Source organism: Fictibacillus tiangongensis, from assembly GCF_048083785.1.
Taxonomy (GTDB): domain Bacteria; phylum Bacillota; class Bacilli; order Bacillales; family Fictibacillaceae; genus Fictibacillus.
This window is the reverse complement of record NZ_CP182294.1, coordinates 937,658-955,708: the sequence shown is the minus strand read 5'-3', so window position 1 is coordinate 955,708 and position 18,051 is coordinate 937,658. Positions and strand designations below refer to the sequence as shown.

The 18,051-nt window shown below is 39.2% G+C and carries 18 protein-coding genes; 2 read left to right on the top strand and 16 right to left on the bottom strand.

From position 1 onward, the window contains the following. Window positions 1-93: 93 nt before the first annotated feature. The 5 genes from nadD to ACNJYY_RS05230 all read right to left on the bottom strand — a co-directional run bounded on the left by nadD (window position 94) and on the right by ACNJYY_RS05230 (window position 4,706). On the bottom strand, window positions 94-711 hold the full coding sequence (gene nadD / locus ACNJYY_RS05250; RefSeq protein ID WP_416730841.1) for a nicotinate (nicotinamide) nucleotide adenylyltransferase: 618 nt from the start codon (window positions 709-711) through the stop codon (window positions 94-96). Further along, window positions 704-2,191, bottom strand: coding sequence for a nicotinate phosphoribosyltransferase (locus tag ACNJYY_RS05245; RefSeq protein WP_416730840.1), 1,488 nt, complete (start codon window positions 2,189-2,191; stop codon window positions 704-706). Before ACNJYY_RS05245 ends, nadD begins: the two co-directional genes overlap by 8 nt. Before the next feature lie 24 nt (window positions 2,192-2,215). Further along, window positions 2,216-2,764 (bottom strand): cysteine hydrolase family protein, encoded by a 549-nt coding sequence (locus tag ACNJYY_RS05240; RefSeq protein WP_416730839.1) that lies wholly within the window; start codon window positions 2,762-2,764, stop codon window positions 2,216-2,218. Between the two features lie 71 nt (window positions 2,765-2,835). Next, window positions 2,836-3,612: an NUDIX hydrolase gene (locus tag ACNJYY_RS05235; protein WP_416730838.1), complete on the bottom strand. Its 777-nt coding sequence runs from the start codon at window positions 3,610-3,612 to the stop codon at window positions 2,836-2,838. Between the two features lie 251 nt (window positions 3,613-3,863). Next, window positions 3,864-4,706, bottom strand: coding sequence for a DUF4037 domain-containing protein (locus ACNJYY_RS05230; protein WP_416730837.1), 843 nt, complete (start codon window positions 4,704-4,706; stop codon window positions 3,864-3,866). 116 nt (window positions 4,707-4,822) lie between these two features. Between ACNJYY_RS05230 and ACNJYY_RS05225 the strand changes: the two genes are divergently transcribed. Then, entirely contained in the window at window positions 4,823-5,728 is a 906-nt protein-coding gene (locus ACNJYY_RS05225) for a hypothetical protein (protein WP_416730836.1), read from the top strand. Between the two features lie 20 nt (window positions 5,729-5,748). Beyond that, window positions 5,749-6,297, top strand: coding sequence for a GNAT family N-acetyltransferase (locus ACNJYY_RS05220; protein WP_416730835.1), 549 nt, complete (start codon window positions 5,749-5,751; stop codon window positions 6,295-6,297). Between the two features lie 17 nt (window positions 6,298-6,314). Here the strand turns inward: ACNJYY_RS05220 and ACNJYY_RS05215 are convergent, their stop codons facing one another. From ACNJYY_RS05215 to ACNJYY_RS05165, 11 genes are all read right to left on the bottom strand, one after another. Then, window positions 6,315-7,001, bottom strand: coding sequence for a YqcI/YcgG family protein (locus tag ACNJYY_RS05215; RefSeq protein ID WP_416731806.1), 687 nt, complete (start codon window positions 6,999-7,001; stop codon window positions 6,315-6,317). Between the two features lie 81 nt (window positions 7,002-7,082). After that, window positions 7,083-8,096, bottom strand: coding sequence for a phosphotransferase (locus ACNJYY_RS05210; RefSeq protein WP_416730834.1), 1,014 nt, complete (start codon window positions 8,094-8,096; stop codon window positions 7,083-7,085). Window positions 8,097-8,118: 22 nt separating this feature from the next. Continuing rightward, a complete protein-coding gene (locus tag ACNJYY_RS05205; protein ID WP_416730833.1) occupies window positions 8,119-8,424 on the bottom strand; it encodes a DUF2087 domain-containing protein in 306 nt (101 codons plus the stop codon). Further along, window positions 8,405-9,217, bottom strand: a complete 813-nt coding sequence (locus ACNJYY_RS05200) for a GNAT family N-acetyltransferase (RefSeq protein ID WP_416730832.1) — start codon at window positions 9,215-9,217, stop codon at window positions 8,405-8,407. The genes ACNJYY_RS05205 and ACNJYY_RS05200 overlap by 20 nt, the downstream gene beginning before the upstream one ends. 17 nt (window positions 9,218-9,234) lie before the next feature. Then, on the bottom strand, window positions 9,235-9,633 hold the full coding sequence (locus ACNJYY_RS05195; RefSeq protein ID WP_416730831.1) for a DUF2500 domain-containing protein: 399 nt from the start codon (window positions 9,631-9,633) through the stop codon (window positions 9,235-9,237). A 278-nt stretch (window positions 9,634-9,911) separates the two neighbouring features. Continuing rightward, window positions 9,912-11,714 carry an IucA/IucC family protein gene (locus ACNJYY_RS05190; protein ID WP_416730830.1) on the bottom strand — a complete coding sequence of 601 codons (1,803 nt, stop codon included), beginning with the start codon at window positions 11,712-11,714 and terminating at the stop codon, window positions 9,912-9,914. After that, window positions 11,698-12,903, bottom strand: coding sequence for an MFS transporter (locus tag ACNJYY_RS05185; protein ID WP_416730829.1), 1,206 nt, complete (start codon window positions 12,901-12,903; stop codon window positions 11,698-11,700). Before ACNJYY_RS05185 ends, ACNJYY_RS05190 begins: the two co-directional genes overlap by 17 nt. After that, window positions 12,879-14,228, bottom strand: coding sequence for a lysine N(6)-hydroxylase/L-ornithine N(5)-oxygenase family protein (locus tag ACNJYY_RS05180; RefSeq protein WP_416730828.1), 1,350 nt, complete (start codon window positions 14,226-14,228; stop codon window positions 12,879-12,881). Before ACNJYY_RS05180 ends, ACNJYY_RS05185 begins: the two co-directional genes overlap by 25 nt. Next, the gene (locus ACNJYY_RS05175; protein WP_416730827.1) at window positions 14,203-14,787 is read right to left on the bottom strand and encodes a GNAT family N-acetyltransferase; all 585 of its coding nucleotides are present in this window, start codon (window positions 14,785-14,787) and stop codon (window positions 14,203-14,205) included. Before ACNJYY_RS05175 ends, ACNJYY_RS05180 begins: the two co-directional genes overlap by 26 nt. Beyond that, entirely contained in the window at window positions 14,771-16,558 is a 1,788-nt protein-coding gene (locus tag ACNJYY_RS05170; protein WP_416730826.1) for an IucA/IucC family protein, read from the bottom strand. The genes ACNJYY_RS05175 and ACNJYY_RS05170 overlap by 17 nt, the downstream gene beginning before the upstream one ends. After that, window positions 16,555-18,048 carry a pyridoxal phosphate-dependent decarboxylase family protein gene (locus ACNJYY_RS05165; protein ID WP_416730825.1) on the bottom strand — a complete coding sequence of 498 codons (1,494 nt, stop codon included), beginning with the start codon at window positions 18,046-18,048 and terminating at the stop codon, window positions 16,555-16,557. The genes ACNJYY_RS05170 and ACNJYY_RS05165 overlap by 4 nt, the downstream gene beginning before the upstream one ends. Window positions 18,049-18,051 lie beyond the last annotated feature (3 nt).

The following is an 18,051-nucleotide window of genomic DNA, read 5'->3' as shown; positions in this document are numbered from 1 at the left end:
TAAAATATTTAATAATATGTAAAAAACAGCTGACTCTAAGGTACTTCTCAGAGTACCTTCTTAGGTCAGCTGTTTTTAGAATTGTACCACTCGTCATGAAGAGTACAGTTCATGTTTTTTTATATATTCATAACAAGCATCAGGCAGCAGATACCTTGGTTCGCCACCCTTAGAAAATTCATCACGTATGTAGGTGCTGCTGATTTCCATAGACAGTCCTTTATCGATCAGATGAAATTTTGTGCCATCATCATGATTTCTTAGGATGGGTGAACGAGAGATCGTTTTGACCATATTGATTTCAACCCTTGCCATCACAATAAACTTATTGCTCGAGATTAACTCTTCGTCATACTTCCACTTGCCATCTGCAATATCAACCAACAGATCTGCTCCCATAATGAAGTACACCTCATCATCAGGATATTTTTGTTTAAAATGCTCCATCGTGTAATACGTGTATACTTCCCAAGCTTCTTGAAGCATCTCATAATCATCGGCAATAAATGTACGATTATTTGAGATTGCAAGCTGGAGCATCTCCCAGCGATGGGTATCTGAGGTTTTCATCGTTTTATCTTTTCGTTTACTTGAGCATGGAAGGAAGATCACTTTGTCTAGTTTACAGCGGTGTGCAACGGTACTAGCGGTCCATAGATGTACATTCGTTATCGGGTCAAAAGATGAGCCATAGATTCCAATCTTACCCATTGTGAGATTCTCCCTCTTCAATTAATGACAGTACTTTAGTTTGCACGTCTTGAATATTCTTCATCTTGTTGTCCCAGCATGCTTGACTCAGATCAACTGGATACTCCTCGGGATGCATCGTGCGTTTGTATTCGTCCCATAACACTTCAAGATTTTCTTTTGCAAAGATCTGTATCTCTTTTAGAGGAGGAGTTTCATAGACAACGTTACCTTCTACAAAAATATCTTGATGAAGTTCTTTGGCTTTAAAGTTCGTTACAAATTTACTAATAAATGTATGAACAGGGTGAAACATTTTAAGTCTAGACTCTTCTTCGGGCTTTTCATTGTCCAGCGCAATGTAGTCGCCTTCAGATTTATTATTCTGTGTATTCATGATTCGATAAACTTTTTTCAAGCCAGGAGTCGTCACTTTTTCAGGATTTCCGCTGATTTTAATCGTGTCTACCATCTTTCCTTGTTCGTCCTCAATAGAGACGAGTTTGTAGACCGCTCCTAGAGCTGGCTGATCATAAGCGGTGATCAGTTTTGTACCGATTCCCCACGAATCGATCTTCGCACCTTGCGCTTTTAGATTGATGATCGTATTCTCATCTAAATCATTTGAAGCAATAATCTTTGTATCTGTGAATCCTGCCTCGTCAAGCATCTTTCTCGCTTCTTTTGATAGGTAAGCGAGGTCTCCACTATCTAAACGAATTCCCTGAAAGTTGATCTTGTTTCCTAGTTCTTTAGCGACCTTAATCGCTGTAGGCACTCCAGAGCGCAAAGTATCATACGTATCGACTAGGAACACACAGTCTTTGTGACGTTGGGCATATTTATGAAATGCCGTATATTCATCACGATATGTTTGGACGAGTGCATGAGCATGTGTACCTGCGACTGGTATGCCAAATCGTTTTCCTGCTCTTACATTTGACGTCGCTTCAAAACCACCAATAAACGCGGCTCTCGTTCCCCATATTGCCGCATCCATCTCTTGTGCTCTGCGTGTTCCAAACTCCATCACTCGTTCTTCTCCAACCACTTGTTTAATGCGAGATGCTTTGGTGGCGATAAGTGTTTGATAGTTTACGATATTTAAAATAGCTGTTTCAATAAGCTGAGCTTCTGCTAATGGTGCTTCTATTCGTATGAGCGGTTCGTTTGCAAAAACCAGTTCTCCCTCCACCATAGAGCGGACAGTACCCGTAAATTTTACTTGCTCCAGATACTCCAAATAATCTTCTCCGTAGCCTAGTTCTTCTCGAAGGAAATCGATATCGCTTGTTGTAAACCTAAAGTTCTTCAGATAATCTATGATTCTCTCTAATCCTGCAAATACAGCGTACCCGTTCCCGAATGGAAGTTTACGAAAGAAGACTTCAAATACTGCCTTTTTATTATGAATATTGTCCTCCCAATATGTTTCTGCCATATTGATCTGGTAAAGATCTGTGTGCAGCGTTAAACTATCATCAGCATATTTATTGTTCATTTTCATTACCTCCAAGAGAATGATTTAGATAACTTTTGCGTTCAAACAGCTCTTAAAATGTCCTAATGCCCACTCATGCCCCGCTTGGTTAAAGCTCGCTACTGCTTTTTCATGAACAACGATCTTAAGTCCGGCATTGTAAGCATCAACAGCTGTATGAAGGCAGCAGATGTCTGTGCACACTCCTACGATGTGAACCTCTGTAATACCACGTTCGCGAAGCTTCATTAATAAATCTGTACCTGCGAAGGCACTGTATCTGGTCTTATCCATCCAATAAACATTTGATTTCGTTTTATGTGTTTCATATACTTTTTGAAGATTTCCATAAAGCTCTCGACCTGGTGTACCTTCAATGTTGTGTGGAGGAAAAAGCTCGTTTTCTGGATGAAACTTATCATCGGTATGATGCTGATCTATGGCAAATACAACAAAATCACCGTCATTAATAAATTGTTCTGTAATAGAAGTAATCTCATTTTCAACATCCTGACCTGGTTTCCCACAAGTTAGTGCACCTTCATCAGCCACAAAATCAAATGTGTAGTCAATATTGATCAACGCTTTTTTCATAATAATTGCCTCCTAATTTTGTTTGGTTAACTATTAACAATTCGTTAATTATAATCCGTAAAAAAATATGGTTAGTAACGTGCTGTATAGATAGGCTTTAAAACATCCATCTCAATGAATGTATAAAGTTTTGTTGCTCTCTTCGACGTTCTTGTTGTTGTTTTTCCTTGTACTTCTTGAATAAAAGGAAGAGATTTTATCTTTCTTGAAAATGATTGATCACTTAAAATCGCAGGATCATTCGTTACAGTTTTTAAAACAGCCTGAAGTTCAGAATACGTAAAGTATTCAGGCAAGAAATTCTTAGCTACAGTTGTTTGCAACAGATCGTTTGTGATCACTCGGATCGCATCTGCAATGATTTGTTGATGATCGAAAGCTAACTCCAGATCCATTACATCTTTTATAGAGAATAATTCAATATCAGCTGCATCATCTTGTGCTTTTCTTAGCGTTAGATACGTATCAGGAACAATCGCATAATGAGCGTTCGAGATGATCCAACCTCTAGGATCGCGGCCAGGTTTGTCGTAAACACCAAATTGTTTAATATGGATGCCAGAGATATTCGTCTCTTCTTCTAACTCTCGTTTAGCTGCTTGAAAGCCGGTTTCATCGTCTTGAACAAAACCTCCTGGAATCGCCCACCTGTTTGCTTCAATGTTCATATTTCCTTCTGAATCAAGTGCTGCTCTTTTGATCAACATGATCTTAAGATCCATCGTAGGAGGTTTATATGCCTCATTTTTTTCTGCGATTATTGTAAAAACGCAAATATCGGAAGTGTAACCATCAGGCGTTCGATATTTTTTGATGTCGTATTGTTTCAATGCTTGCTTATTAGACAATGGTGCCCCTCCTTTTAATTAACAAAATGTTTATTGTTAATTTATTTATATTCTATTTACCTCATTTTGTCAACGGTTAAACTATATTTTTAAAAAAGGATTTATTTCAGGTTGTATTTTCTTTCCAAGTTGTCACTTGTTATAAGGTATTCAGTGAACGTCCTATAAAAAATAAAAACCACCCGAGAAGAAGAATCCACCCGGATGGCTATTTCTATTGTGTATGCATAACAACTTTTTTATACTTGGAATCAGCCTTTATTTTCCGGCCGGACAAAGCTCAGCTTTTCTTTGTAAGCTGCTAAAAATGGAAGGTCAGGGTAATGCTTCTCCACAAGGGTAAAAACTTCTTGAATCAACAGTTCTAACTCTTTTATACTCTCATGAACATTTTGAATGAGAATACGGGATAGCCGCTCATCTAAATGATCTGGCTTTATGGTGAAGATCTCGCTGTATTTGTGCATCCATTTAAAGGACGGATGATGAATGTACAATTTATTCATACCGAATAATGTTCCGAGAAGTTTCTTCTGTACACCCACCATCAGATCGTATAACATGATCCACTCGTTCCTATCCAACAGAGCATAGCGGTTATTCCACCTGCTCCATAATGCTAGATTTTCTTCAATCATGTTTTGAGCTAATTGATCTGGATACACTTCCACTTCTTTTTTTAGTTCACTAATCACGTGATCACCGTACAAACTTACTCCATAAAATACAGATGAAGCCATGCATTGTTTGCCGTAATCCACTTCATGATCTATTACTACTTCTTTTATCCACGTATGTGCTGTAGATGTTAAGAAGCTGCTGATCTCAAGCTTAACATTCTGAGGCGTTAAATAGCTCTCTGCCCATTCTTCCTCTTCATATGGATGAAACTCGATGATTGATCCATCTACCGCGTGAATAGGAAACATTCGATCTGCATCAGTTGGAGGTTCCGACCAAAAAATATTCAGTTCAATATCTGAGTGCTTGTCTTCCCAGCCTCTTGAAACAGACCCTGCCAACAATACAGCCTGCACTTTTTTATTTTCTTTATAAACAGCTGCCATTTTCCTAGCCATATCTTTTAGATTCACTTTTTAATTCTCCCGCTTTCATCTAATTTAACTTGTTCTTTAAAGTCTACTAACATATGTAAAATATTGATAGTATTAGATTATCATATATTTAACATCGTTTATTAGGAGTAGCTATGCAAACTATAAAGAAGTACACAATCTCTCAAGAAACATTGGAAAAGTGGAGTGGAATTTTTGTGCCCGATTGTGATTTTTTCTATTTTAGGAGTAAACCAGACCATTTTCCTTCTCATAAAATAACAGAAATGAATCAAACTGTGTTTACACTCGACGTTCGAACCTCTTTTCTTACATGGTCTATTAACAATAAAGCTGAATATGTATGCGTGATGTTCAATGAAGAGTTTCAAGCTCTATCTACGTTAGAAAAGGAAATGATAATAACAGAACAAAAAGCACTAAACAGAGGTCTTGTTTTTACAGAGGACGAATTAAAAGGTCTAATGAAGAATGTAAATTTGCCAGACACCGATAACCAACTGGAAATCTTAAAACAAGGTGCTTCTTTTCAAGACATTGTAATTCTTCAAAAGTGCAACTGGAATCAAGTATCAAAGAACGTTCAACATACTATCTTGATGAACTACGCAGATGAGTGGATTGAGGAATATGCTTTAGAACCAGAAATACGTGAAAGCTATCAAACTCGATACCCAGAATTATACCCGTACATGGACACTTTTTCAGAAGAGAACGGTCCTAACTGTCTTGCGGCTGTCGCTTCAGCAATTCGTTCTTCAACCGATGATATAAAGTGCTGGATGCAAGTTGAACCCTTTCTCCAACTGTTAGATGAAAACCACTACCATCACATTGAGACTTCTTCTGTTCAAGCCAAAGATGTATGGATATGGTTCAATGAGCAAGATCAAGTTGTACATGCTGCTTATCTTTTAAGTGAAGAACATGCCTTTAACAAACATGGCCAAACGATGTTTAACCCGTGGCAAGTAATTAGAATTAACGAACTCAAAAAAGCGTGGGCTAACTTTACATGTAAAATCTATCGAAGAGTCTAATTTAAGAACGGTGTGATGAGATGTTAAAAACAAGTAGAATTCAATTTCGAGAGATGGTTCCTGAAGATTGGAAAGCGATTCACCGATATGCCTCACAAGAGATTGTTTCTCAGTTCCAGCCTTGGGGACCGAATCATGAAAAAGAATCTATAACCTATGTGAATGAAGTAATTAATGATGCAAACAGAAATCCTCGTGAACGGTATGCTTTTGCGATCGTTGAAAAGCAATCAAACTTGTTGATCGGAGCAGGAGAATTACAGATCACCTCTTTTTCAAATCGTGTTGGTGAGATCGGTTATGTGCTTCATCCGGATTATTGGGGAAAAGGCTTTGCGACGGAAGCAGGGGAGCTTTTGCTCAAGTTGGGTTTTGAAGATCTGCAGCTTCATCGCATTTTTGCAACTTGTGACCCTAGAAATAAAGCTTCAGAAAAGGTTTTGAAAAAACTAGACATGACGTTAGAAGGCATCATACGTGAATCCATCCTGCTTAAAGACAGATGGCGTGACTCTATGTTATTTAGTTTGCTAGAGCACGAATGGACAGATAAAAAAGGACTCAAATAAGAGTCCTTTTTTATGTTTTATTTATGATGAAACGGACATTTTCCCGCTATCGGTTCAACGTCGTCTCCAATAAAGTACTGTTTCCATTCACGGTGTTCCGGGTCCCCATAATGACTGATGTTCGGGTGCTTCGGAAGATTATCCCACTTCTCTACTCGCTCGCGAACTTTTTCCCGAGACATCGCTCCGCCAGGTGAAGTTCCCTCTAAGCCCTCAAAAATGCGGCGAGGCTGGAATCCAAGGACTAAACTGTTACCAAGATCTCTTGTTTTTCTTTGTTTGTATGCAGGTGCGTTCCCGAATACAAAATAAGGCTCATTATCAAATGAAAAAGCGAACAAGTGGTGGTCCGGGTCTTTCGGTATATGTTCTGGCCAAGGTTGATTATCTGTTTCGTGCAATGACTGAAGCATCTTCCAAAAATAATCACGGTAATACGGAATGTCTTTTTCTTCTTTCTCCGGCTCAACAAACACAAATAATCCGTGACGAATCAATTTAGGTGCATCAAAAAGTTTGTTAAATTCTCGAATTGCCTCAGGCAGGTTCGACCAGTCATCATGCGTCACATACGCATATCGCAATTCTCCCTTATTCTCAGCAGCCATTCCAAAATAACAAGGAAACGTTTTGTTCGTCACTGTCTCATGGAAAGTCTTATATTCCTCGATCACCCACGCTGGCACTATTTCTGAATTCGTCATATCTTCTTTTTTCAGCAAACACAATTGTTTCGTCTCCACTTAACCACTCCTCTAATCTGTTAATGAGGAATTTCCCTTAAGCTAGTTTGTTAAAACATGATTATTACTTCTTCTTTTTTCCAGTTCTTTTTCTAGTGACTGTTGATGACGAGCCAGCCAAACCATTTCTTGTTGAAATCTTTTTGGAGGCTCTCCTTCATGTGGATTAATATCGATCCACCACGTACTTTCCATGTACCAAACCAATCTTAAAGATACCACTAATCTTTCAACTGATAATTCATTTGTATTATTGTACCCTTTAAGAAATGCCTGGACAGCTTTACGATTTAGAATATTATTTTGCAGACACGTTGAGATGATCAGTCTCCCGATATCCAATTCTATATAGTCATAGTTCATTCGATCAAAATCGAGAATCGCCGACAAATGAACTTCGGAAAAGAGCAAGTTATCCACCCAAAGGTCGCGATGACACCAGCCAGGAGTGAGATAATTAAAATGATCTTGATCTAACGCTAAGGTTGCAGTCTTTTGCAGCTCCATTAAAGAACGTATACGGTCTAATCCTTGTTCATCACACTTATGTATTCCATTTTGCCAATACTCCACACGTTCTTCTATAGAAGGAATTTTAAATATCGTTTCTGATTTACATGATAACGTTCCATCATTCAATAAAGTGTGAAGCTTTCCAACTTCCTCACCAAGAGATTGCATCTGTGTACTCGAAAGATTACCTGGTGAGACTAAGCTTCCTTCCATAAAGCGCATTACAGTAAAACGTTCACCTTCTGTTGACTTCTGTAAAATATCACCTTTATATGACATAATTTCAGGACAAGCTATCCCTTGTGAGAACAATCTATTTTGTGTATGAAGAGCAGATTGGATCGTTTGAAGCTCGTATCTTTTCATTCGCTCTTTATTGTATTGTTTTATTAGAAAAACACCTTGATTCGTTTCTATCTTCCATTTTTGATTCAGCCACCCTCGATTGATCGGTGTACATTTATCCACTTTAAAACCAAACCGGGTTTCTGCCTCTTCTTTTAAATGAGTCCAAAGACTTTCATTCGGTATCTCTGTCTCCAATCACTTCACTTCTTTCTAACTGTTACTTGAGTTCTTGCCATTTTGTCCAAAGCGTTTCATCTCTTTTTATGTAATTTCCGGCATCTCGGTCCATGTATCCGTTCACTATAAATTCTCTGCGAATGGTACAAAAATCTTCATGATACGTCTTTATAAATTCATTGATCTCTCGTTCCGTATAGGACTGATTATCATTCAACTGCTGAACTAAATATTCTAACACGACTAATTTCTTCTTCTTTTGTGAAGGGATGTTCTTTAAGCGTCCGTCTTTGTTTAAAAATGCGTTCAATACACTTTTTTGATAACTATCTAGACCAGTTGTCATGATGGTTGTTCCTTTCTTTACAGAAATTGATCGTCCATTTTTCGATGTCTTTAAAGCCTAATCTTTTATAGATACGACCAGCTTCTAGGTTGTCATAAAATAATGACAGTGTCTTATTCTCTTGAAAAAGGTTATACATCAAGTGTTCTATACAGATGCTTGCCAATCCTTTTCCCTTTTTTGCGGGCAGGGTACAGACACCTGATACCATAGCCGCTACAGATGTCTCACAAACGGTAGATGCTGATGAAATTAATCTGTTATCTTCTTCAATCACGAATATCCTAGACCAACCATTATTCATCTGATCAATAAAAGATTCCAGATTATACTCTCTCTTAAATTCTGGAACTTCTTGATAAAAAGAGATGAGCTGAGGAATTTCTTCTTTGCTTAAACATCTGACAGAAGCAGAACGGTTAAGATCTGGCTTGGGATCACATTTAGCATAATAATAACATTCGCGTTTATCGTACCCTTCTGTAATGAATGGTTCTATCTCTTTCGTTAAGCGCTCAATGCCATTGACTTCTTTTTCATTCGTATCTGTATTGATGATGTCTGCAAACTTCTGTATATTACATTCTGTTTCCCAATACGGTGTATATTTGTTTTTGAATTTACAGAGCACAGCGATTAAATCACCTTTGGAATCGAACTGACCCCAAAGCGTCTGGATATCAGCTTCGTACCCATATGATTCTATTCCCCACAACGTAAACAGGTTCTCAGCCGGCTTTTTGCTCAGAAGTTTCATTACGTTCTCATGATCACTTTGATTTAATTTTCTCATATGTTTGTATCCTCAACTTATAGAGATTGTGATTGCCTTCTTCGTTCGAAACCTAAATAACGTGTGCCTTGAAAAGTGAGTGTTCCTTTATCATCTTCAACTAACGTACCGTATTCTTGTGCCTTAACGTGAAACTCCATTCGGTCCCCGCTCTCTACTTCAAACGTGACATAGTACCATGTTGAAGCAGACGTATCATTAGAACCACCGCTTACCTCACTTCTTTTCGTAACCACTTCTGCCGCGACGGACAGTACAGGCTGTTTATTATTGCTGTTCCACTGACTGATTCCTTTCACGATAACAATTACAAAAATACATATAACGATTACAAAGACAGCACCAATAAAAATGGGCACGATATCAAACATCAGATCTCCGCTGCCGCCAAATCCTGGTTCTTCAAAACCCTCCATAACTTCATCCCTCCTACCTACTTACCATAATATTACATACGATCGCGAAAAAATAGAAGTTTCAGATTTATCGCCGTTCTTTTACGGTACGTGTTTTTATTTCTGTTACACGTTCACCGTTAAATGCTCTCTTTCCACCTTAAATAACGGCGCGACCACCGGTAACATGGTAATAACCACCTGAAAGCTAACTCTTTCCACCGATAAATCGTCTCTCACCACCCCACACACAAAAAAAGGACATCCTTTTCACCAAGGAAGTCCTCATTTTTCCATTATTAAACACTTATCTCTTTGTTTTTGCGAATCTCATAAAGTGCGTTTCTTACTTTTCCAAACTCAGAGGCGTGTGGACGGTCATCTCCATCTCCATAACCGTAATCTACCATTCTATTTCGGTTTAGACATAGCTTTGTAAGTTCTGGCTTAAAGAAATCAAACAGTTTGAAACGCTCTTCTAAATGTGAAAATCTTGCTTGATACGCTTCAATACTGTCTACCAAATGTGACCAGAACGCTTTTTCTTCTATTAAATCGTTACGCACCAGTACATTTGACAGATAACGCAGATGACAGATAAATAGTCCCGTGAAAATAAATTGAGTCAATCCTTCAGGTGGTTCACTGCGTAATACAGCGCGCAGCTCTTCTGTTACACCCTCTAACTCTTTGAAAGGCTGATCCGAGATGTTCACGTCATCTACATAATCTTTTACTGCTAATCTCTCAGGCTGGTAATCTTTTAAGATCAGTATCGTGTTCTGACCATGCGGCGAAAAGACTGTTCCATATTGATAAAGGAAATGAAGCAACGGCGGCATCACAACACCGAAGAACTTTTTCATCCATTCGTCAGCACTTAATCCAGACTTTTCGATCAGACTTTGTACATAAGGCTTTCCGTTTCCATCAACATGATGAAGTGCTGCAAGTGTGATCGGTTGTTCGCCATCTTTTAAATACGTGTAGATGCTTTCGCGCCAGATTGTTCCGAGCATCTCTAGGTATTGATATGGTGCTCCCTTCAGCTCGCTATAGTGAGGGTGATCTACATTAATACTCGCTATCTCTCCCGGTAGGACCACTTCACATTCGTCACGTAAAAAATGGTCTCCTTCAAATATTCCTTTGATGTGCTCTGTAACAAGTGGTGCGATCAGTGTTCGTTCTGACGGAAGCCCTCGATACACGAGTGTATTTAAAATACTCATCGGAAGCTTGACGTGAGATTTCAACGGGTTTGTTACATTTACAAACGTTCGAACAGATTGTTGAGGCAAGTAATGATCGGTTCCTTCCTCTAAAGGAACGATCATGCCTGTCGCTAGATCAAGAGGAAAATTTTGAATCAATACGTTATTCCATTGCCATTCATGTACCGGCATAAAATAATAATCTAGCGGTAATTTCCCCTTCTCTCGTAAAATCTCATTAAAGCGTTGAACAAGAACACCATCTAGTTCTCTCATTAAAAGTTTTTCATAATGAAGTTCCTGTACAGATTGAAACTGAGCACGATCGCGATGAACGGCAATCCAGAACAGCTTTGTTTCATTCTGATTCTCAGGAGCGTATTTGTTATAGTCATCGAAACCAAAACCGATACGACCTTTGTTATACGTGATCCATGGATGCCCTGACATCTCTCCCTCTAACTCAGCATAATCAAGATCAACCAATTCATCAGATGTTTTTTTATGATTGTTTAGTAGGTTTGCATCAGCAATAAGCGTATGATTCAGTTCTTTAATAAGGTGACCTGCTGTTTCGGATGACATGCCGATTATCGGCTGAATATCCATTAAGAAACGAATCGCATCTGTTGCAGATTTCCATTCATTACTTTCTAACACCTGGATTGACTCTGGATCTACATCGAAGCTTTCAAATAAACGCTTTTCGGCAGCAAAACGATATTTGCGTTTTTCATTCACTGTAAAAACATATCCCTCGTCTTCTTGCTCTGGGAAAATCATCTCTTCATATATATATTCTGCAAGCATCTTTGCTAACAAATTTTTGTTCACTTTTTCCCATGTATCTTTTTTTAACATGGACTCTGTTTCATTTATATAAAGCATCTTCTTCCTCCTTATGTATGTGCAATTTTCCTTTGTTTCTTTCTCTCGAGTACGTTCCCCATAAGAAAATGAATAAGTGTAGAACGACGAACAAACTAGCATAAGTAAATACGTCTGAAATCGAACGGGTGTTAACGATGGAGGATGCCGCGACTGGGGCTATCAGCAACCCTACATTTTGAATCGCAGAGATCTTGCTATAGTCTCCATGCATATTTCCACTCCACTTAAAGATAAATACGTCTATACTCGCAAGACACCAAGCCGCCCCTATACCGAACATACAGCGGAACAAGATGAGTCCCGCGATACTCGTTTCGATTCCTTGGAGAAACAAACCAACAATGATCATGCTTGCCGCACCAACATAGCCGTAAAATCCTAACCGTTCACTGTATTTTCGGATGAGCGGCAATGTGACGATCGTCATCAGACTCGGTATCAAATACAACGAACTGCTCATCATCGTATGCGTGCTGTACACATTTTCCGTGTATGTTGTAAAAAACGGCCGGATCATATTTACTGCAAGATGAAGGGTTAAAACGATGATTCCAAAAAACAAGAATGGAGTTACTGAGCTACGATGATTTATTTTTTCTAATTCTGGGTCTACTATTTTGTTTTTGCTTACTTTTATTAAGAAATGTACGCTGAAGAATGCCATTAAACATTCAATGATTCCAACAATCCAAAAGATCAATAAAGGATGATCCATTTCTATAACCCATCCAGACAAAATCGTAGCTGTAACGATCGCACCTTGCAATACGGCATGATAGCTGGCTGCTGTTCCTGTTGTAGAATTTCGATTCTCAGAGATTAGAATGGTATACAACAGAAAATAGCTGCTCTTAAAGATCAATAGAAGTACACTCGCTGCTACAAACATTTCAAAGCTTGGTGAGCTTGCCATCAGAAAGCAAGAAATTCCTGTTCCCCATTGTCCGATGATTAATAATGTAGAGCTGTTATTTCTTTTATGGGCGATCAATCCCCAGATGGGAGTAAAGATCACAACGACGAGTCTGCACGTCATAATGTAGAACCCTGTCAGATCCGGATCATTTATGCCATACACCTTTTTAAAAAATTGAGGATAAAAAGGAGATAGCAATACTTCTGTGCATACGAATAGAAAGACACAGCTCAATAAAAAAAGGTTTAACGAACGGTTGCTGGTTTCCATGAAGGTTCCGTTCCAAAATTCTGAAACACATTTTTTGTAGTAACAGGATACATTTCTTTCTCAAATAGCGTATTGATAATAACTGCGTTTCTATGTGCGCCAAGGCCAAGGTCAGGAGCACCTACACCGTGAGTATGAAGCTCGCCATTCTGAATAAAGATATGGTTATTTTGAAGTCCCTTTGTCTCCAGTCGATAATCGCTAGTAATCTGATAGCGGTTTTTAGAATCCCACTGAATCTGGTCCTGCATTTTCATTAAGAAATGCGGAAATGATGAAGCATAGCCTGTACCTAACACGATAAAATCAGATTTTAATTCAAACACTTCTCCTGTTACGTTCTGACGAAGTGTAAGCAAGTGAGTATCTTCACACTTTTCAAGATGAACAAGTTCGGTCATCGCCTGCAGATGGATATCAGGCTTATGTTGTCCAACTGATCTCTCATAAAGAAGATCATAAATATCCGCGATCGTATCCATGCTGATTCCTTTATAGAGAAGGTCTTGCTTTTTCAAAAGTTCATCCTTCTTCGAAGAAGGGAGATTGTAAAAGAAATTCGTATAATCTGGTGAGAAATACTCAAGTCCAAGCTTTGAGTATTCCATTGGGAAAAATCCTTTTGATCGTGTAAACCAGTTTAAAGAATAAGAGTCATTATCCTGATGCTGTGCCAGATCATAGAACACTTCTGCTGCACTCTGACCAGAACCGACAACTGTCACTGAATTTGTGTTAAGAATCTCTTCTTTTCGATCTAAGTATTGTGAAGAATGTATAACTCTTGGACCAAGCTTCTTCTCCATATGAGAAGGTACAGATGGAATCGTACCGATGCCCACAGCAAGATGCTTTGTATAGTACGTCTCTGTTTCCCCGGTTTCTAAAGACTCTACAATCACTTCGTAAACCGAACTCTTCGCATCTTCAACCGGTTGAATGTGCTCCACTCCCATACCAAAACGGCAAGAGTCTAGCAGACTCGCTACCCAACGGCAATAATGGTTGTATTCTTTTCTCGGGATATGAAAGTTTTCCAAGAAATAAAAGTGATACAATCTATTATGTTTCTGCAGATAGTTTAGAAACGTGTATTTGCTTCTTACGTCTGCCATGCTTACTAGATCCGCAAAGAATGGTACTTGTAGTGTTGTGCCATCGATCAGCATGCCACTATGCCAGTTGAACTCTGTTTTCTTTTCAAAAAAAAGTGCTTTTTTCCCTTTTGTTTCATCTAGCATCGCTGCAAGTCCTAGGTTGAATGGACCGATGCCGACACCGATGATGTCATAGATCTCTTTATGTTGTAATTGTTTGAAAGACATCTTTCCATCTCCTCTCGAACGTATCTCTATGGCAGAACATGAGCATTCCGGTCTTATCCGGCAACTGAATCGCTTTTACTTTTTCAAAGCCGCACTTTTCAAATACATGAATCATTTTTTCATTCCGAATATCAGGTTCAGCGATTACTTTTTCAGTCCCTTTCGATAAAAACTGAAAATGTACGATCGCCCGTAATAAAGGAAGTGCGTAACCCTTCCCAATAAAGGATTCTTCTCCGATCAAAAGGTGAATCCCCTGGTCTTTCGGATGTGGATCATAGCAGTTTTCCACTACATCTCCTTTTACCCAGTATGCTTCCCAATAGCTCATCGGAACTCCATCTATTAAGCCCATATACAGCGTTTGGTGCTGATCTGCCAGAAAAGTTTTCAAATGCCTTCTGTATGCTTCAAACGAAATATCCAGTTTCCAGTATGGAATCACATACGGTTGCTGCTGCCACTTATGAAGAAGTGAAACATCCCGCTCCAAAACCACTTTTACATACGATAACGTCTTTTGGACCGTGTGATCAAAAAAACTAAATTCTGGCTGCATCTGATTTCATCACCTTTTGTAATGGGTTTGGGATCTTCGTGTAGACAGACTGTGTTTCCAGAGAACCAACAAGCTCATCCATATCATGAAAACGAGTAAGTAAGTTCGCTTTACACGGAAGTTCTTCCGCATCTAGCAAGCTTCTGATCAAGCCTGACTTTCTGTCTGTTAACGTGTCATGATGCATCAAGCGATGACGCAGCATGTCTATTAGATCTTCTTCATTGATTAGGTCTGCCGCTCCAAAACCGTTGATCAAACCGAATAAGTGGTTCATAAAAAAGTAATAGCGAAAACGTTCGATCGCAACCTCGTCACTGCAGATTGTTACACTCTTACGATTAAGGCTTGGAAGCTGTTCAACAAGCAGATCGGCTTTTGATTCGCTGTAATAGTAACCTTGATTATCACGGTAATAAAAACGCTTCGGATAGCCATTCTCCATTTGGACGATCGAGTTCTGCTGATGTGCCTCAAGTGCTACACCGTATCTTTCATACAGCCACAGCATCGGATCAAGAGCGATTGATAAATATTGTAAAAACCAATCTTTGCTGACTTCTTCTGTCGTTCTGTTCTCCCTTTGAGCGATGTTATGAATGATTGAAGCGATTCTAGAGTTTCCTCCAAAACCGTGGTCCTGACAAAGGCCTGCTACTAAACTTGCATTTCTATCATTCTCGTAAAAAGGATTCTCTCTGATCACCACTTCAAAGCCTGAAGTCTCTTTATCCGTTGGAATATTTAAGAATGCTGGATCTTTTATAATCTGAAACGATGGGTAGATCTCCTGCATCTCTTGTCCGATTTTTGATTGCAGAAGGCGAGAAACTTCTACCCCTCTATGCAGTTCTTTTTCCAGGTTAACGCGCAGAGAGTTTGTAATCTTCACAGGTACAGAGAACTTGAACATATATTTAAAATTTGGACTGTATACAGAACGCATAGAAGATGTGGCGGAGAACAGCTCACCGAACGGACCGATGTAGCTCAACTTCCCAACTTCGATTAAAGATTGAACAAATGAATCATTCAATAGAACTTGAACTTGTAAAGGATGAACCGGTATGAAGACAGATTCATCATCGTATTCCACCTGTTTGGCGAATTTCTCATCTCGTTGCAGAAGCTCTCGAGTAATCTCTTCCGCCGTCACTTCATCTGCCGTATCCTGATCGATGATCGACTTGTCCGCTTGAAAGAAATGCAGCTGAAACGTTCCCTTAAGTTCTGGGGAATAGAGAGATTCCTCTTCATCACTCATTCCTTGCTTGCTTTTCGGAATCGGGTGAAGCAGATGACCAAACAAAAGCGACTGCTCTGCTTCAATGAATGTAAACTCACTGCTCTCTAGACTCCCTGAGTCATCTTCACGCGAATCTAAGTACCGTTGTATGTTCTTTTTGCTGAGTATCGTCCTCAGCATCAATTCATCTTCTGCATCCTCACGATTTTGTTTTAGCAACAATTCTTTTGAAAGAATAGAGACAAGCGAAATATAATCAAGTGGTATCACGTTTTCATTACTTTTATAAAGAATAGGAAAATGGTACAGATGTCTTCCTGTTAAAGACCAATGCTTAATTGCCGCATAGATCGCTGAACCTTGATTCTTGAGTTCGATCTTCACCCATCTGTTCGGTGTCTCCCCACTCCATCCTAAATGGTCAACCGTATCCTTAACGGTAACAAATGTTTGTGTTTCTCGAAGATAACAGTTTAAGAAACTCTGTATACTTGCATTTTCTGCTTGTTGTTTGTGATTTGTCATTGGGTGATCCCCCTGTTTTCGTACTCTAAGGCAAATTGAGAAATAGTATGAAGGATATCTTCAATATCCACGATTGTTGTTCGTGGGTTCAGTAACGTAAATTTTAAGAAGACTTCACCTTTCACTTTTGTTTTTGCGACTAGAGCTGTTCCGGAATGAAGAATTTTTTTGTAGATATACGTATTCACATCATTTAATGAACCTGTTGCGGCGTCGGAATAACGGAATACAACCGCATTGATCTCTGGATTGATGTTACACACTTCAATCTGAGGATGCTTATCCATTACACCCGCTGCCTGTTTCGCAAGATGAAGCGTATAATCAATCATGTTTTCAAAGCTCTTTTCTCCAACGATGCGTAATGACATAAAGAGTTTTAACGCATCAAAACGCCTTGTCGTTTGAACCGATTTGCTCACTAGGTGAACAAGACCATCTTCTTCATCGTTCTCAGGATTCAAATAGTCTGCATGATGTGCGATATAGTGAAAATTTGTTTTTTCTCTTACGAAGAAAGCACCACAACTGATCGGTTGATAAAACTGCTTATGAAAATCAATCGTAATGGAATCTGCCGTGTCAATTCCTGATAACTTATGAATATGCTTTTTACTCAAAAGTAACGCACCACCGTAGGCTGCATCAACATGAAGCCATAACCCATTGTTTTGAGCGATCTCTGCAATCTCTGAAATCGGATCGATACTTCCAAAATCCGTTGTTCCCGCCGTTGCAACGATACACATCGGGATAAGTCCGCCATTTTTCAAGCGCCCGATCTCTTGGACTAATTTAGCTGGGTTCATCTTTTTATGCTCATCCGTTTCAACCGTTATGACTGCCTGTTCACCTAGCCCTAATTGAAAAGCTGATTTCTTCACGGTAAAGTGAGCATCCTCTGAACATAGGATACGGAGTTTATGCGACTCTGCTGGCAATCCTTGAGCTTTTACATTCCAGCTCCACCGTTTATCACAAAAGAAATCGCGAGCGAGTAACAGCCCCATATAGTTCGATTGCGTACCACCACTCGTAAATGTTCCATCTGCTGAAGAGGGAAGGGCAAGCTTGTTACTCACCCATTTGATCAACCGCTCTTCCAAATAAGTAGCCGTTGAGCTTTGATCCCACGAATCCATAGATTGATTGAGAGTACCGATGATCAATTCAGCTGCGATGGCTGAGATAAAAGGTGGACAATGAAGGTGGCCCATGCTCGTCGGATGAGAGACATGTATGCTGTTCCTCACAACCTTTTCCAATACATCGTTTAAAACCTTTCCACTTTCCTCTCCATTCTCTGAAGTGAGTGATAGTTCGTTTATTTCTTTCTCGATCTGAGTAGAAAACACACCGGTATAAGCATCAGAGTTATTTTTATAAAACCCGCTTAACAGGGCTTGAGTTTCAAGGATAATCTGTTGAAAATTCTGTATTCCTGCTTCACTATCATTAAGGAAAAAGCGATCAAAATCAGTTGTGTTCATCTT

Excerpts from the sequence above, each read along its gene's own strand:
- ACNJYY_RS05240 (WP_416730839.1), bottom strand. The coding sequence starts at position 2,764 with ATGAAAAAAGCGTTGATCAATATTGACTACACATTTGATTTTGTGGCT.
- ACNJYY_RS05175 (WP_416730827.1), bottom strand. The coding sequence starts at position 14,787 with ATGCAGCCAGAATTTAGTTTTTTTGATCACACGGTCCAAAAGACGTTA.
- ACNJYY_RS05225 (WP_416730836.1), top strand. The coding sequence starts at position 4,823 with ATGCAAACTATAAAGAAGTACACAATCTCTCAAGAAACATTGGAAAAG.
- ACNJYY_RS05170 (WP_416730826.1), bottom strand. The coding sequence starts at position 16,558 with ATGACAAATCACAAACAACAAGCAGAAAATGCAAGTATACAGAGTTTC.
- ACNJYY_RS05190 (WP_416730830.1), bottom strand. The coding sequence starts at position 11,714 with ATGCTTTATATAAATGAAACAGAGTCCATGTTAAAAAAAGATACATGG.
- ACNJYY_RS05215 (WP_416731806.1), bottom strand. The coding sequence starts at position 7,001 with ATGACGAATTCAGAAATAGTGCCAGCGTGGGTGATCGAGGAATATAAG.
- ACNJYY_RS05220 (WP_416730835.1), top strand. The coding sequence starts at position 5,749 with ATGTTAAAAACAAGTAGAATTCAATTTCGAGAGATGGTTCCTGAAGAT.
- ACNJYY_RS05205 (WP_416730833.1), bottom strand. The coding sequence starts at position 8,424 with ATGACAACTGGTCTAGATAGTTATCAAAAAAGTGTATTGAACGCATTT.
- ACNJYY_RS05185 (WP_416730829.1), bottom strand. The coding sequence starts at position 12,903 with ATGGAAACCAGCAACCGTTCGTTAAACCTTTTTTTATTGAGCTGTGTC.
- ACNJYY_RS05195 (WP_416730831.1), bottom strand. The coding sequence starts at position 9,633 with ATGGAGGGTTTTGAAGAACCAGGATTTGGCGGCAGCGGAGATCTGATG.
- ACNJYY_RS05165 (WP_416730825.1), bottom strand. The coding sequence starts at position 18,048 with ATGAACACAACTGATTTTGATCGCTTTTTCCTTAATGATAGTGAAGCA.
- ACNJYY_RS05180 (WP_416730828.1), bottom strand. The coding sequence starts at position 14,228 with ATGTCTTTCAAACAATTACAACATAAAGAGATCTATGACATCATCGGT.
- nadD (WP_416730841.1), bottom strand. The coding sequence starts at position 711 with ATGGGTAAGATTGGAATCTATGGCTCATCTTTTGACCCGATAACGAAT.
- ACNJYY_RS05245 (WP_416730840.1), bottom strand. The coding sequence starts at position 2,191 with ATGAACAATAAATATGCTGATGATAGTTTAACGCTGCACACAGATCTT.
- ACNJYY_RS05200 (WP_416730832.1), bottom strand. The coding sequence starts at position 9,217 with ATGAGAAAATTAAATCAAAGTGATCATGAGAACGTAATGAAACTTCTG.